At 72.3% G+C, this 14643-nt stretch carries 11 protein-coding genes and 1 pseudogene; 3 read left to right on the top strand and 9 right to left on the bottom strand.

The genetic code is table 11. From position 1 onward, the window contains the following. On the bottom strand, nt 1-753 hold a 753-nt coding region (locus tag FHP29_RS13560), incomplete at its 3' end, for an HAD family hydrolase (RefSeq protein ID WP_139623790.1). 108 nt (nt 754-861) lie between these two features. Here FHP29_RS13560 and FHP29_RS13555 point away from each other — a divergent pair. After that, complete coding sequence (locus FHP29_RS13555; RefSeq protein WP_240044499.1) at nt 862-2205, top strand: cytochrome P450; 1344 nt, start codon at nt 862-864, stop codon at nt 2203-2205. Between the two features lie 153 nt (nt 2206-2358). Here the strand turns inward: FHP29_RS13555 and FHP29_RS13550 are convergent, their stop codons facing one another. Both FHP29_RS13550 and FHP29_RS13545 read right to left on the bottom strand, forming a co-directional pair. Then, nucleotides 2359-3159 (bottom strand): ABC transporter permease, encoded by an 801-nt coding sequence (locus FHP29_RS13550; protein WP_139623414.1) that lies wholly within the window; start codon nt 3157-3159, stop codon nt 2359-2361. A 109-nt stretch (nt 3160-3268) separates the two neighbouring features. Beyond that, a pseudogene (locus FHP29_RS13545) lies at nt 3269-4129 on the bottom strand (ABC transporter ATP-binding protein); the annotation flags it as partial. Nucleotides 4130-4342: 213 nt separating this feature from the next. On the opposite strand from FHP29_RS13545, the gene FHP29_RS13540 reads away from it, so the two are divergent. Beyond that, on the top strand, nt 4343-4876 hold the full coding sequence (locus FHP29_RS13540; protein WP_139623413.1) for a Dps family protein: 534 nt from the start codon (nt 4343-4345) through the stop codon (nt 4874-4876). Nucleotides 4877-4910: 34 nt separating this feature from the next. On the opposite strand, the gene FHP29_RS13535 is transcribed toward FHP29_RS13540, so the two are convergent. The 6 genes from FHP29_RS13535 to FHP29_RS13510 are packed head-to-tail and all read right to left on the bottom strand — an operon-like array spanning nt 4911 to nt 13520. Continuing rightward, nucleotides 4911-7250 (bottom strand): arylsulfatase, encoded by a 2340-nt coding sequence (locus FHP29_RS13535; protein ID WP_139623412.1) that lies wholly within the window; start codon nt 7248-7250, stop codon nt 4911-4913. After that, a complete protein-coding gene (locus tag FHP29_RS13530) occupies nt 7247-8914 on the bottom strand; it encodes a dipeptide ABC transporter ATP-binding protein (RefSeq protein WP_192904019.1) in 1668 nt (555 codons plus the stop codon). The genes FHP29_RS13535 and FHP29_RS13530 overlap by 4 nt, the downstream gene beginning before the upstream one ends. Next, nucleotides 8907-9797 (bottom strand): ABC transporter permease, encoded by an 891-nt coding sequence (locus tag FHP29_RS13525; protein ID WP_139623411.1) that lies wholly within the window; start codon nt 9795-9797, stop codon nt 8907-8909. Before FHP29_RS13525 ends, FHP29_RS13530 begins: the two co-directional genes overlap by 8 nt. Then, nucleotides 9794-10768, bottom strand: coding sequence for an ABC transporter permease (locus FHP29_RS13520; RefSeq protein WP_139623410.1), 975 nt, complete (start codon nt 10766-10768; stop codon nt 9794-9796). The genes FHP29_RS13525 and FHP29_RS13520 overlap by 4 nt, the downstream gene beginning before the upstream one ends. A gap of 24 nt (nt 10769-10792) precedes the next feature. Continuing rightward, nucleotides 10793-12379, bottom strand: a complete 1587-nt coding sequence (locus FHP29_RS13515; RefSeq protein WP_205014100.1) for an ABC transporter substrate-binding protein — start codon at nt 12377-12379, stop codon at nt 10793-10795. Between the two features lie 58 nt (nt 12380-12437). Continuing rightward, nucleotides 12438-13520, bottom strand: a complete 1083-nt coding sequence (locus FHP29_RS13510) for an ROK family protein (RefSeq protein WP_139623409.1) — start codon at nt 13518-13520, stop codon at nt 12438-12440. A gap of 201 nt (nt 13521-13721) precedes the next feature. On the opposite strand from FHP29_RS13510, the gene FHP29_RS13505 reads away from it, so the two are divergent. Then, the coding region (locus tag FHP29_RS13505; protein ID WP_139623786.1) for a TauD/TfdA dioxygenase family protein at nt 13722-14643 on the top strand (922 nt) is incomplete at its 3' end.

The following is a 14643-nucleotide window of genomic DNA, read 5'->3' as shown; positions in this document are numbered from 1 at the left end:
CGGGCTCTCCTGCGGAAGGAGGTCCGCGAGATCGGGTACGACGACGTCGGCGCCGGCCTCGCGCAGCGTCTCCTCGCCCGCACCGCGGTCCACGCCGATCACGAGGCCGAACGCGCCGGCCCGGCCGGCGGCGACCCCGCTGACGGCGTCCTCCAGGATCACCGAGCGGTCGTCGGTGGCGCCGAGCACCTCGGCGGCGTGGGTGAAGGTGTCCGGTGCGGGCTTGCCGGGCAGGCCGAGCTCGGTGGCGAGGCCGCCGTGCATGACGAAGGCGAAGAAGTCGCTCAGGCCGGCCGCGGCCAGCACGTCGGGCGCGTTGCGCGACGACGAGACCACCGCCATCGGGATGCCGCGGCGCTGCAGGTCGCGGATCAGCGCCACGGAGCCGGGATAGGGCACCACGCCCTCGGCGGCGAGGACCTGCCCGAACGCCTCGTTCTTGCGATTCCCCAGCCCGCACACGGTCTCCGCGGTGGTCGGGTCGTCGGGGGAGCCCTCCGGCAGCGTGATCCCGCGCGAGGCGAGGAAGGAGCGCACGCCGTCGTAGCGCGGCTTGCCGTCGACGTAGTCGAAGTAGTCCTGCTCGGTGTACGGCGCGTAGGTCGCGCCCTCGGCGGCGGAGCGCTGCGCCAGGTAGGAGGAGAACATCGCCTCCCACGCGCGCATATGGACCTCGGCGGTCGGTGTCACCACCCCATCGAGGTCGAAGAGCACGGCATCCCAGGCATCCCAGTCCACAGCGGTCTCAGGCATCGCCTCAGGCTAGCGGAGCGGCCCACCCGAAATCCGCGCCGCGATCTCAGGGTCGCCATCGGGGTCACTCCGGATTCATCGAGCCTTCTCGTCTGATGGAATGGCGCCATGCGGATCCCCCTCTTCGGCGCGATGCTCCGGCCCGTCCTGGACCCCGTGCTCGGTCCGGCCAAGCAGCGCATCGGCATCTGGCTGCTCAACCGGACGATGCGCAACGGCATCGACCTGCGCAAGCTCCGCTTCCTGCCCGACGCGTTCACGCTGCCGCTGCGCCGCGACGGACTCGACCCGGTGCCCGAGCTGGCCGCGGTGCAGGCCGAGCAGCCGGTCAAGAAGCTCGCCGACCTCTTCGGCAAGGGCGTGTGGCTGGTCAGCGGGTACGACGAGGCGCGCGAGGTGCTCGCCGGCGGCGCCGAGGTGTGGTCCAACGACCTCGGCCAGTTCGTGTCCCAGGAGGGCCGCTCCGACGAGGAGCAGATCGGCGGGCTCGGGATGACCGACCCGCCGCTGCACACGACGCTGCGGCGCTACCTGACCCCCGAGTTCACGATGCGCCGCCTGGCCCGCCTGCAGCCCGGCATCGAGGCGATCGTCGAGCAGCGGCTCGACGCGATGGAGGAGGCCGGCCGCGGCGGTAGGCCGGTCGACATGGTCGAGGAGTTCGCGTTCGCCGTCCCCTTCGACGTCATCTGCGACCTGCTCGGCCTTCCGGTCGACGACCGCGCCCGCTTCCTCGAGCTCGGCGTCGCGCGCTTCGACCTCACCGAGGGCGGCGCCGGCGCGTTCGGCGCCGCCGCCCACACCCGCGAGTTCCTGATCAACGCGGTGCGCGAGCAGCGCTCCGCGCCGGGCGACGGGCTGATCGGGGCGCTGCTGAAGGAGCACGGCGACGAGCTCGACGACGTCACCCTCGGCGGGATCGCCGACGGCGTCTTCCTCGGCGGCTACGAGACCTCCGCGTCGATGCTGGCGCTGGGCGCCTACCTGATCGCGACCACGCCCCGGGCCGGCGAGATGCTCCGCTCCGAGAACGCCGAGCAGGTCAACCAGGTCGTCGAGGAGCTGCTGCGCCACCTGTGCGTCGTCCAGCTCGCCTTCCTGCGCTTCGCCAAGCAGGACGTCGAGATCGGCGGCACGCTGATCAAGGAGGGCGACGCCGTCGGCGTCTCGCTCCTCGCCGCCAACCGCGACCCCCGCCTCGCGGCCGACCTCGACACCTTCGACCCCGCTCGGGAGCCGACCCGCCATCTCGCCTTCGGCTGGGGGATGCACCGCTGCGTCGGCGCCGAGCTGGCCCGGATGGAGCTGCGCACCGCGCTGCGGATGCTCGCCGAGCGGTTCCCCGACCTGGCCATGGCCGCCGACATCTCCGAGCTGGAGTTCCGCAAGCTGTCCGCGGTGTACGGCGTCGAGGCACTCCCCGTGCTCACGGGCGCTCCGGTGCCGGCCTGATCGGGGCGCCCGGGGGCGGTTTCACCACGGGATGTAGGCGGACCGTCGCACCTGTAGCGGAACTCCGCCGGGGAAGCGCGGGTTCGGCTACATCCCGTGGTGAACCGTCCTCCGGCGGACCCACCTCATCTCCGCGGCCGACGGCTCGGGGCGCTACCTGCTCGTGGTGAGCCGGTAGCGGCGTACCGACAGCGGCGCGAACACCGCGATGATCGCCACCACCCAGATCAGCGTGTAGGCGACCGGGTGCTGCAGCGACCAGGCGTCCGAGCCGGGGCCCAGGCCGGTGTTGCCGAACAGGTCCCGGCTGGCCTGGGTGACCGCCGAGACCGGGTTCCACTCGACCACCGGCTTGAGGACCTTGTTGAACGACTCGGTCGGCACGAAGGCGTTCGAGACGAAGGTCAGCGGCATGATCACGATGAACGAGGCGTTGTTGATGACCTCCACGCTCGGCACCATCAGGCCGACCCAGGCCATCACCCAGCTGATCGCGTAGCCGAAGACGAGGAGCAGCGCGAAGCCGGCGAGCGCGTCCAGGAAGCCCTCGCGGATCCGCCAGCCGACGAGGAGGCCGGTCAGGGCCATGATGACGAGCGAGAGCACGTTGTAGACGACGTCGGAGGACGTGCGCCCGACGAGGACGGCGGAGGTGGACATCGGCAGCGAGCGGAACCGGTCGATGATGCCCTTCTGCATGTCCTCGGCGAGGCCGGCGCCGGTGAAGGTCGCGCCGAACACGATGGTCTGGCCGAAGATGCCGGCGATCAGCCACTCGCGGTAGTTGACGCCGGGGGTCTCGATCGCGCCGCCGAAGACGTAGGCGAACAGCAGCACGAACATGATCGGGCTGATCAGGACGAAGACCAGGATCTCCGGCACCCGCACGATCTTGATCAGGTTGCGCTGGGCGACCACCCAGCCGTCGTTCGCGGCACGGGTCAGGGTGCTCACTGGTCGACCTCCGTGGTCTCGGCGCCTTCGGCGCTCTCCGCGCGGCGTGTCCGGTCAGGGTGAGGAAGACGTCGTCGAGGGTGGGTCGGCGCAGGCCGACGTCGAGCACCTTGACCGCTTCGCGCTCGAAGGCCTGCAGCACGCGCAGCAGGTCGCCCGCGGCCTCGTCGCCGACGGCAGCGGCCAGCTCGCGCCCGCCTCCGGCGACCTGGACCTCGCCCATCGCGACCTGGTCGAGCACCCGCGTCGCGGCCTCGGCGTCGGCCGCGCTGGTGAGCACCACCTCGATCCGCTGACCGCCCGTCTGCGCCTTCAGCTCGTCGGCGGTGCCGTGGGCGATCTGGCGTCCGTGGTCGATCACGACGATGTCGTCGGCCAGCACGTCGGCCTCCTCGAGATATTGCGTCGTCAGCAGCAGCGTCGCCCCGTCGGCCACCAGCTCGCGGATCACGTCCCACATCAGCTGGCGGCTGCGCGGGTCGAGCCCCGTGGTCGGCTCGTCGAGCACGATCACCGGCGGCGCGGCGACCAGCGCGCAGGCGAGGTCGAGGCGACGGCGCTGGCCGCCGGAGTAGGTCTTGGTCGGCCGGCTCGCGAACTCGGTGAGGTCGAAGCGGTCGAGCAGCTCCTGGGCGCGGGCCCGCGCCGGCCCCCGGCCGAGGTGGTAGAGACGGCCGATCATCACGAGGTTCTCGTACGCCGTCAGGTGCTCGTCGACGGCGGCGTACTGCCCCGACAGCCCGATCCTCGCCTTCGCCGCCGCCGGATCGGCCAGCACGTCGACGCCGGCGACCCGGACGGACCCCGCGTCGGGACGCAGCAGCGTCGTCAGGCAGCGCACAGCCGTGGTCTTGCCGGCCCCGTTGGGCCCGAGCAGGGCCAGCACCTTCCCCTCGGGCACGGCCAGGTCGAGCCCGGCCAGGGCCTCGACGTCCTGGTAGCGCTTGACCAGTCCGGTCGCGCTGATCATCGGTTCGTTCATCGCAGCCCTGCGTCTCCTCGTCGTCAGCCCCAGGTGTTCGACATTACGGACCGCCACCGACATCGGAACTCAGCGGAGCTCATCGGAGCTCATCGGCGCCGGAGGGCCTGCTCGGCGGGATAGGACAGCCTTGCTTTTCTGGAACGGTTCCAGAAAGCGTGGCAAGGTGGAGGGCACCGACACCGATCCGAAGGAGTCTCCGTGGCCACCACCGTGACCCAGCACCGCACGTCCCAGCACGTCTCCCACCCCGCCTTCCGCGCCGACCGGGCCCTCGCCGGACACCTCCAGCAGGTGCTCGTCGACCTCAACGACCTGGCCCTGCAGGGCAAGCAGGCGCACTGGAACGCGGTCGGCCCCAACTTCCGCGACCTCCACCTGCAGCTCGACGAGATCGTCGACGCCGCGCGCGAGTTCACCGACGCGGTGGCCGAGCGGATGCGTGCGCTCTACGTCGTCCCCGACGGCACCTCCGCCCGCACCGCCGCCCAGTCCAGCCTCCCGGCGTTCCCCGGCGGCGAGGTCGCGACGGGCGCGGCGATCGACGCGATCGTGGCCTCGATCTACGCCGTCACCGGCACCGTGCGCCGCGTCCACGACGAGGTCGACGCCGCCGACCCGACCACGGCCGACCTGCTGCACACGATCCTCGACCGCCTCGAGCAGCTGGCCTGGCTGACCGACGCCGAGCGGCGTACGCCGGACGCGTCGGTCCCGGAGGCGATCATCGCCTGATCCCGCTGACCCGTTGACCCGCTGACGGCTCCGCTCACTGACCGATCAGCACCGTCTCGACCTGCTGCTCGATCGTCGGCTCCAGCGCGTCGTCCCCGGTGACGATCTCGATCCGCTCGATCCGGCCGGTGAACCGGTAGCCGTCGCGGGTGCCGTAGTCGTCGGTGACCGGGGTGCCGCGGTCGACGCCGACGTCGAGGGTCTGGTCCATCGAGAACATCCCGGGCAGCGAGCGCTCCAGCCGACCGCGGGCTACCGCGGTGCCGTCGAGGACGAGCGTGATGTCGGCGCCCTTGCCGAGCCCGCCGCCGTCGTACGCGCAGCGCAGCTCGGCGACGTGCTCGCCCTCGCCCAGCACCTCCGACGAGCGGACGTGGGTCCAGTCGACGGCGGCGTAGCTGTAGGCCCAGGTGAGGACGCCGTCCTTCACGTAGAGCGACCAGCCGCCGAAGTAACCACCCTGCGCGACCAGCACCCCGCGGGCGGACGGACCGCCCGAGAACACCGCGCGGACGAGGTGGGAGGCGTTGCGGACGAGGGGGACGGCGTCGTCGCGCAGCCGTCCCGAGGTCGGGCCGAGCACGATCGACTCCGGCGGCGCGGGCCGGCTGCCGGCGGAGCGGGCGAAGACGAGCTTGTCGTCCATCGGCAGCACGTGGTTGCGCCGGGCCTCCTCCAAGAAGAGCGACTGCAGCGCCGCCAGCCGCTCCGGCTCGGCATCGGCCAGATCTCGCGCCTGCGTCCAGTCCGTGGTGGTGTCGTACAGCTCCCACCGGTCGTCCTCGAAGCGCGGCGTCTCCGCGAACCGCGGGTGCCACGGGGCCTTGTGCGCGGCGACCGCGGTCCAGCCCTCGTGGTAGATCCCGCGGTTGCCGAACATCTCGAAGTACTGCGTCGTGTGCCGCTCCGCCGCGTCGGGAGCGTCGAAGGAGTAGGCGAACGAGACGCCGTCGAGGGGATCCTGCGCGACGCCGTCGACGCTCTCCGGGACGGGGAGGCCGGCCACCTCGAGCAGCGTCGGCAGCACGTCGTTGACGTGGTGCCACTGGTGCCGCACCTCGCCGCGGGCGCGGATGCCGGCGGGCCAGTGCACGACCAGGCCGTTGCGGGTGCCGCCGTAGTGGGAGGCCACCTGCTTGGTCCACTGGTACGGCGTGTCCATGGCCACCGCCCAGCCCGCCGGGTAGTGCGGGTAGGTGTCCGGGCCGCCGAGCTCGCCGGGCCGCTCCTCGATGAACCGCGCGATCCGCGACGGGTCCTCTTCGATCCCGTTGAAGTGCAGGCCCTCGTTGAGGGTGCCGGCGTCGCCGCCCTCGGCCGAGGCGCCGTTGTCGCCGAGGATGTAGAGCACGATGGTGTTCTCGAGCTCGCCACGCTCGCGGAGGGCCGCGATCACCCGGCCCACCTGGGCGTCGGTGTGCTCGGCGAACGCGGCGTACAGCTCCATCAGCCGCTGCCCGGTCTCCCGCTCCAGGTCGGACACCTCGTCCCAGTGCGGGACACCGGGAGTCCACGGAGCGAGCTCGGCGTCGGGAGGTACGACGCCCAGTCGGCGTTGCCGCTCGAGGGTGATCTCGCGCTGGCGGTCCCAGCCGTGCGCGAACTCGCCGCGGTAGCGGTCGCGCCACTCGGGCGGCACCTGGAAGGGCGCATGGGTGGCGCCGAAGGCCAGGTAGCAGAACCACGGCCTGTCCGGCGCGTGCCGGCGCACGTCGCCGGTCCAGGCGATCGCGCGGTCGGCGAGATCCTCCGAGAGGTGGTAGCCCTCGGCGGCCGTGCGGGGCGGGTCGACGAAGGTGGTGCCGTCGACGAGCGTCGGCTCGAACTGGCTCGCCTCGCCGCCGAGGAACCCGTAGAACCGGTCGAAGCCCTCGCCGGTCGGCCAGCGGTCGAACGGCCCCGCCGCGGTCTGCTCCCACGGCGGGGTCTGGTGCCACTTGCCGAAGGCACCTGTCGAGTACCCGTTGTAACGGAGCAGTTGCGCGATGGTCGCGGCGCTGCGCGGCCGCTGGCCGTCGTACCCGGGCGCGCCGGTGGAGATCTCCATGACGGTCCCGACGCCGACGGCGTGGTGGTTGCGGCCGGTCATCAGCGCGGCCCGGGTGGGGGAGCACAGCGCCGTCGTGTGGAAGCGGGTGTAGCGCAGGCCGTCGTCGGCGAGCTCCTCGGCGACCGGCGTCCGGCACGGCCCGCCGAAGACCGACGGGGCGCCGAAGCCCATGTCGTCGAGGAGGACGACGAGCACGTTCGGCGCGCCCTCGGGCGCGTGCAGCCGCTCGCGCAGCGGCAGGGGCGCGCGCTGGTCGCGGGCGTCGAGCTCGGCCTCGAACGGCGCGCGGTCGCGGTGGAAGGGCAGGCGGGTGCGATCGGTCATGAGGCGAGCTCCTTCACGCGCCGGCCGCGGCGGGCCGGGTCGGGGACGGGGACGGCGTCGAGCAGCCGGCGGGGGTAGTCCGCGGCCGGACGCGAGAACACCGAGCCCACCGGACCGACCTCGACCAGCTGGCCGGCCCGCAGGACCGCGACCCGGTCGGCCACCTGGTGGACGACGGCGAGGTCGTGGCTGATGAACAGGCAGGCGAAGCCCATCCGCTCCTGCAGCTCCCGGAACAGCTCGAGCACCCGCGCCTGCACCGACACGTCGAGCGCGCTCGTCGGCTCGTCGGCCACCAGGAGCGCGGGCTCCAGCGCCAGGGCGCGGGCCAGGGCGATGCGCTGGCGCTGGCCGCCGGAGAGCTCGCGGGGACGCCGGTCGGCGTACGACGCCGGCAGCTGGACCGCCTCGAGGAGCTCGGCGACGCGGGCGTCCCGCTCGGCCGGCGTACCGACCCGGTGGATGTCGAGGGGCTCGCGGATGCTGGCGCCGACCGCGTAGCGGGGGTCGAGGGAGGCCTCGGGGTCCTGGTGCACGAACGCCAGACCCCGGCGCAGGTGGCGCCGCTCGGAGCGGGGCGCGGCCAGGACGTCCTCGCCGCGCAGCAGCACCTGCCCGTCGGCGAGCGGCACCAGACCCGCGGCCAGCCGGCCCAGCGTGGTCTTGCCCGAGCCGGACTCGCCCACCAGGCCGACCACCTCGCCCGGCGCCACCGCCAGCGAGACGTCCGCGATGGCGGGGAAGGCACGGCCGCGGCGGCTCGATCCGTAGCGCACGTGGACGCCGCGGAACTCGACCGCGGGCACACTGCGGTGGTCGAGCTGCGAGGCCGCCTGCGCTCGTCGCGCCTCGACCACCGGCTCGTCGAGCTCGGGCAGCCGCAGGACCGAGGCCAGCAGGGTCTGCGTGTAGGGCTCACCCGGATCGGCGAACAGGGCGCGGGTCTCGCCCTCCTCGACGACATTGCCGGCCTGGAGCACGACGACCCGGTCGGCGATCTCGGCGACGACCCCCATGTTGTGGGTGATCAGCACGATCGCGGTGCCGGTGCGCTCGCGGATCCGGTCGAGCAGGCGGAGGATCTCGGCCTGCACCGTCACGTCCAGCGCGGTGGTGGGCTCGTCGGCGAGGAGCACCTCGGGCTCGTTGGCCAGCGCCAGGGCGAGGACGACGCGCTGCTTCTGGCCGCCGGAGAGCTGGTGGGGGTAGGCCGCCAGGCGCCGCTCCGGCTCGGGGATCTCGACGGCCCGCAGCAGCTCGATCGCCCGCTCCGTCGCGGCTTTCCGCGACGGCGTGCCGTGCGCGCGCAGCGCCTCGCGCAGCTGCCAGCCGATGGTGCGGACCGGGTTGAGCGCGGTCTGCGGCTCCTGGAACACCATCGCGATCCGGCGTCCGCGGATCCGGTTGAGCTCGGCCTCGGGGAGACCGAGGATCTCCTCGTCGTCGTACCGGATCGAGCCGGTGGCCTTCGCCCCCGGCGGCAGGAGACCGAGGACGGCGCGGGCCGTCATCGACTTGCCCGAGCCGGATTCCCCCACCAGAGCGAGGATCTCGCCCCGGTGGAGGGTCACGGAGACGTCCTCGACGGCCGGGCGCGGCTGGGAGAAGGAGATGGCGAGGTGCTCGATCTCGAGCACGGCCTCGGTGGAGTGGAGATCAAGCACGGCGGGCCTCCGAGAGGGACTGGGAGATGAGCAGGAGGCCGAGGACCAGCGCGACCACGACGGTCAGCGGTCCCACGGCGAAGGTGGGCGCGTCGTGGAGCAGACGGACGCCGTCCTTGATGAGCGAGCCCAGCGACGGGTGCGGGGGTCGCACCCCCAGCCCGAGGAAGCTCATTGCGCCCTCGACGAAGACGGCCACCGACATCGACACCGCGAGCTGGACGGTGAGCGGCTCGAGCGAGTTGGGCAGGACGTGCTTGCGCAGCACCCACGCGGGTCCGGCGCCGACGACCTGCGAGGCCTCGACGAACGGCATCTCGCGGACGGTGCGCACGGCGGTGCGCACCAGCCGGCCGAACACCGGGATCTCCAGCGCGACGATCACGACGCCCACCGTCAGCAGGCCCGGGCCGAGGAAGGCGGTGAGCAGGATGCCGAGGATCAGGGCGGGGAAGGCGAGGAGCAGGTCGAAGGCCCGCTGCGCGATCACGTCGGTGACCGACCACCAGCTGGTGACCAGCCCGAGCAGGACGCCGAGCACCGCACCGACCGGCACCGCGGCGAAGACGACGACCAGGTCGGCGCGGATGCCGTAGAGCGTGCGCGACCAGATGTCCCGGTTGAGCTCGTCGGTTCCGAGCCAGTGGCCGGGACCCGGGCCCAGCAGGTTGGCGCCCGCGACCTGTTCGGTGGGTCCGTACGGCGCGAGCAGCGGCCCGAGCACGCCGAGCAGCACCACCGCGCCGACGAGGACGAGTCCGACCAGACCGCGGCCGTGGACCAGTGCGTGCAGCAGCCCCGGGCGCCGCACCGGCGCCGGGTCGTCGGGCACCGGCCCGACCGGGACGGGGACGAGCGGTTCGGCGACGGCGATGTCGGTCATCGGGACGCTCCCTTCACGCGGCTGTCCAGTCGCACGCGCGGGTCGAGCCACGCGTGGATCACGTCGGTGGCGAGCTGGGTGAGCACGAACACGACGACCGAGAGCAGCAGCAGCACCTGGACGACGGGGTAGTCGCGCGAGGAGATGCCCTGCTCGACGAGCCGGCCCAGGCCCGGCCAGGCGAAGACGGCCTCGACCAGGATCGCGCCGCCCAGCAGGGTGCCGAACTGGATGCCCAGGACCGTGATCGACGACGGCAGCGCGTTGCGCAGCGCCTGAGTGAGCACGATCCGCCGCCGCGGGATGCCGAGCGCCCGGGCCGTCGTGACGTAGGGCTGGCGCAGCTCGGTGTGCAGCGCCTCGGTCAGGAACCGGGTCAGGGCCGCCCACGCCGGGAGGGCGAGGGCGAGGCCGGGCAGGAGGAGGTACTGGAAGGCGATGTCCGGGTGGGCGAGGAAGCCGCCCGGCGGCGTACCTCCGGCCGGCAGGACCGGGAAGCGCACCGCGAACACCAGCACCAGCACCAGCGCCGTCGCGAACGTCGGCACCGCCACCGCGGCCGTGTTGAGAGCGGAGAGCAGCGAGTCGAGCCACCGCTTGTCCCCCACGACCGCGGCCGTGCTGGCCGCCACCGCCCCGGCCGAGGCCAGGACGAGGGCGAACAGCGTCAGCACGACGGTGTTGAGCGCGCCGTCGGCGATCAGGCTGCCTACGTCGCCGCCGAGCTTGTACGACGGTCCGAGGTCGAGTCGGACCAGGTCGCCGAGCCAGTGGACGTACTGGCTCCAGAACGGCCGGTCCAGGCCGAGCTCGGCGCGGATCGCCGCGCGGGACGCGGGCGTGGCGTCCGGCCCGGCGAGCACCGAGACCGGGTCGCCGGGCACCAGCCGGATCAGCGCGAAGATCCCGATCGAGGCCAGGACCGTCACCAGCAGGGCCGAGCCCAGTCTGCTGAAGAGATAGCGGGTCATGTCGCTGCACTCACTTCCTGCGGCTCACTTCGTCAGGTAGGTGTCGTAGAGGACCGGCTCGCCGCGCTTGGTCTCGCCGAGGTCGTGCACCCGGGCGCTGGTCGCGTTCTGCGGGAGGATGATGGCGATCTCCAGCAGGAACGAGCCCTCGAGCAGCTGCTCATTGAGCGCGGTGTAGTCGGCGGGGTCGACCTCGCCGGCCTTCTGCTTCCAGACCTTCTCCGCGGCCGCCTTGTAGTCGGGGTTCACGTAGAGCGAGGCGTTGTGGTCGGCGTTGAAGGGGTAGGCCGAGACGGCCAGCGTCGACGGCGTGTAGTGCGCGTAGGCGTGGCGCAGGATCCACAGGCCGGGGAACTTCGCGCCGATCAGCTGCTGCACGACCTGCGCGTTCTCCTGCGGGTCGAGCTCGACCTCGATGCCGATCTTCGCGAGGTCGGCCTGCACGATCTGCGCGATCGACCCGTAGATCGGGGCCTCTGACGGATAGGTCAGTGGGAGCTTCGGGATCATCACGCCGTCGGCCTTCGCCTCGTCGACCAGCGCCTTGGCCTTGTCGAGGTCGTAGTCGTAGGTGGCGTTCGCCTTCTCGTCGTACGCCGGGGAGTAGCCCGGCCACGGCAGGCTGATCGGGACGCCGGCTCCGCGGAGCACCTCGTCGACCACCCGTGTGCGGTCGAGCGCGGAGGCGATCGCCTGGCGCACCCGGACGTCGGACAGCGCGGGGTTGGTGACGTTGGTGCCGACGTACACCTGGCTCTCGGCGCCCTCCCACTTGTTGACGTGGAACGAGTCGTCCTTGCCGAGGGTCTCGAAGTCGCGGTACGACGCGCCGAGGATGACGTCGAGCTGGTGCGCGCGCAGCTGGGAGACCTGCGCCTGCGGGTCGGGGATGACGCTGACGTCGATGCCGTCGAGGGAGGGCTTGCCGCGCCAGTAGTCGTCGTTGCGCTGGAACGTGAGCTTCGCGCCGGGACTCCAGCTCTCGAACTCGAACGGGCCGGTGCCCACGAACGCCTTGCCCTCGCGGAGCTGGTCGATCGACTCGGAGTCGATGATCGGCAGCATGTCGAGCAGGTCGAAGATGTTGCTGAGCGGGTGGGCGAACGTCAGCGTGATCGCGTGCTCGTCGCTGGTGTCGAAGCCGGTGATCGCGGCGGCCGTGCGCTGCAGCTGCACCGTCCAGACGGGGTCCGCCCAGGTCTTGATGCTGAACTCGACGTCCTTGCTGGTGAACGGGCGCCCGGAGTGGAACTTCACGTCGTCACGCAGCTGCAGGGACAGCTGGGTGCCGTCCTGCGAGAGCTCCCACGACGTGGCGAGCGACGGCTTCGGCTCGAGCTTGTCGAGGGGATAGTCGATGAGCGAGTCGTAGACGCTGCTGATCAGCAGGTCGGTGCCGTCGCTGGAGTTGGTGAAGATGCGCGCGGGGATGATGTCCTGGAGCGCGCCGACCCGCAGGGTGCCGCCCTCCTGACGCTCGCCGGAGGTGTTCTTCAGCTCGTCGACGGCCGAGGAGCACGCGGTCGCCGCCACCAGGGTGAGGGCTGCGACGGTGGCGGCGGCCAGGCGGCGCAGGCGTCGCCGGGGATGGGTGGGGACAGCAGGGGACACGGGTGTTCCTTTCGAGGGAGTTCGCGGGAGGTCGCGGAGTCGAGGGAGGTCGGGCAGGTCAGGCGACGGGTCGTCGACACGCGGCCGCGACGCCCGTGAGCTCGACGCAGGCGAGCGGGTCGTCGAGGACGGGGCCGAGGGCGACGGTGCAGGCGCTGATCGCCTGGATGTCGCTGCCGAAGCGGGTGAACGACACCGGGACCGGGTCGGCCAGCGCCGTGCTCGCGGCGTAGGCCTCGACGATGACGTCACGGAGGGCGGGATCGCCGGTGAACGCCTGGCCGACCAGGACGACCTGGTCCGGCGAGAGCATGTCGCGGACCGAGCCGGCCGTCGCGCCGAGGATGCGGGCGCGGGCTGCGTCGGGGAGCACGTCGACCGCCGCCGCCAGGCAGCCGGTCCGACCGCAGGAGCACGGGACGTCCGCGCCGGTGGGGAAGTGGGTCAGGCTGGCGGCCCGGGTGACGTCGGTCTGCACACCGCGGTCGACGGCGACCGACCAGCCGAAGGTGTCGCGGGCGTAGAGGTAGAGGGTCAGGCCTCCGGCCTCGCTGCGTCCCTGCCGACGGTGCAGGAACTCCGCCGCCGCCACCGCGGAGATGTGGTCGCCGGTGCGGGCCGGGAGTCCGGTGAGGTCGTGCAGCTCGGCCTCCCGCTCCCTCGGCAGCAGGTCGATCTCCCGCCACGGGGCGACCAGCCCGGCCGCCAGGGGCACCCGGCCGGGGCAGGAGCCGAGCAGCGTCGCGGCCTCCCTGCTCAGCTGCACGAGGTCGGGATCCGCGCCGAGCGGGCGTCGTACCGTCGTCGAGGCGAGGACCCGGCCGGTGAGGTCGCCGAGCGCGACGGTGGCGATCCGGCGGCCGATGTGGACGCCGATGACGAGGTAGCCGTCGGCGTCGATCTCCACCGGCACGCCCGGGCGTCCGGTGACGCCGGGCCGGGCGAGGTCGGGGCGCTCGCGGAGCAGGCCGCGCTCCACGAGGAGGGCTGCGGTGCGGCCGACGGTGGCGATGCTCAGCCCGGTGGCCGCGGCGATCTCGTCGCGCGAGGCGAGGCGCGCGGTGCGGACCTGCTCGAGCACCTGGGTCGCCGTGGAGCTGAACCGGCCCCGGGACACGGTGATGATCGGTGAGCGCGTCATGTCGTGCCTCCTGTTCGGTCGCCGATCTGCAATGTCTATCAACCTACTCGACAAACTGTAGATCATGCCGGAGGGAGGGGTGCAACTCGGGCCCGCGATCCGGGCGGGTTCGGCTCGCGGTGAGCGGAACCCTTGTCCGGCGCGGGTTTCCTCCCCACCGTTGGGCCTCGTTCGATTCCCCAGCGACCCGAAGGACGCCTCATGACCATCAGCCTCGACCGCGAGACCGCCGCTCCCACGACCATCACGGTGAGCAAGCTGGGCAGCCGGATCGGCGCCCGCATCGACGGCGTCCGCCTCGGCGCCGACCTCGCGCCCGAGACCGTCGCCGAGATCCGCGCCGCCCTCAACGCGCACAAGGTCGTCTTCTTCCGCGGCCAGCACGACCTCGACGACGACGGGCAGATCGCGTTCGGCGAGCAGCTCGGACCGCTGACCACCGCCCACCCGACCGTCAACACCGGCAGCTCGCGCGTGCTCGCGCTGAAGGCCACGAAGGGCATGGCGGCCAACTCCTGGCACACCGACGTGACCTTCGTGGACCGCGTCCCGGCGTTCTCGATCCTGCGCGGGGTGACCATCCCGGCGTACGGCGGCAGCACCGTCTGGGCGAACACCGCGGCGGCGTACGAGGCCCTCCCGCCGCAGCTCAAGGCGCTCGTCGACGGCCTGTGGGCGGTGCACACCAACGACTACGACTACGCCCACCACTACACCGAGCAGGGTGAGGCCAACACCCAGTTCAGCCGCGCCGAGTTCGCCTCGACGCTCTACCGGACCGAGCACCCCGTCGTCCGGGTCCACCCCGAGACCGGCGAGCGGGCGCTGCTGCTGGGCCACTTCGTGAAGAGCTTCGTCGGCTTCAACACCAAGGAGTCCGCCGCCCTGTTCAACCTGCTCCAGGACCGCGTCACCAAGCTCGAGAACACGGTGCGCTGGGCCTGGGAGCCCGGCGACGTCGCGGTGTGGGACAACCGCGCGACGCAGCACTACGCCGTCGCCGACTTCGACACGCAGCTGCGCGAGGTCCGCCGGATCACCGTCCAGGGTCCCGTCCCGGTCTCGATCGACGGGCGCGAGAGCCGCGTGCTCGAGGGCTCGGCCGACGTCTACAACCGCCTCG

The sequence above is a fragment of the Nocardioides albidus genome (assembly GCF_006335005.1).
GTDB lineage: Bacteria > Actinomycetota > Actinomycetes > Propionibacteriales > Nocardioidaceae > Nocardioides > Nocardioides albidus.
The sequence above is the reverse complement of the archived record's forward strand: the minus strand, read 5'-3'. Positions and strand labels throughout refer to the sequence as shown.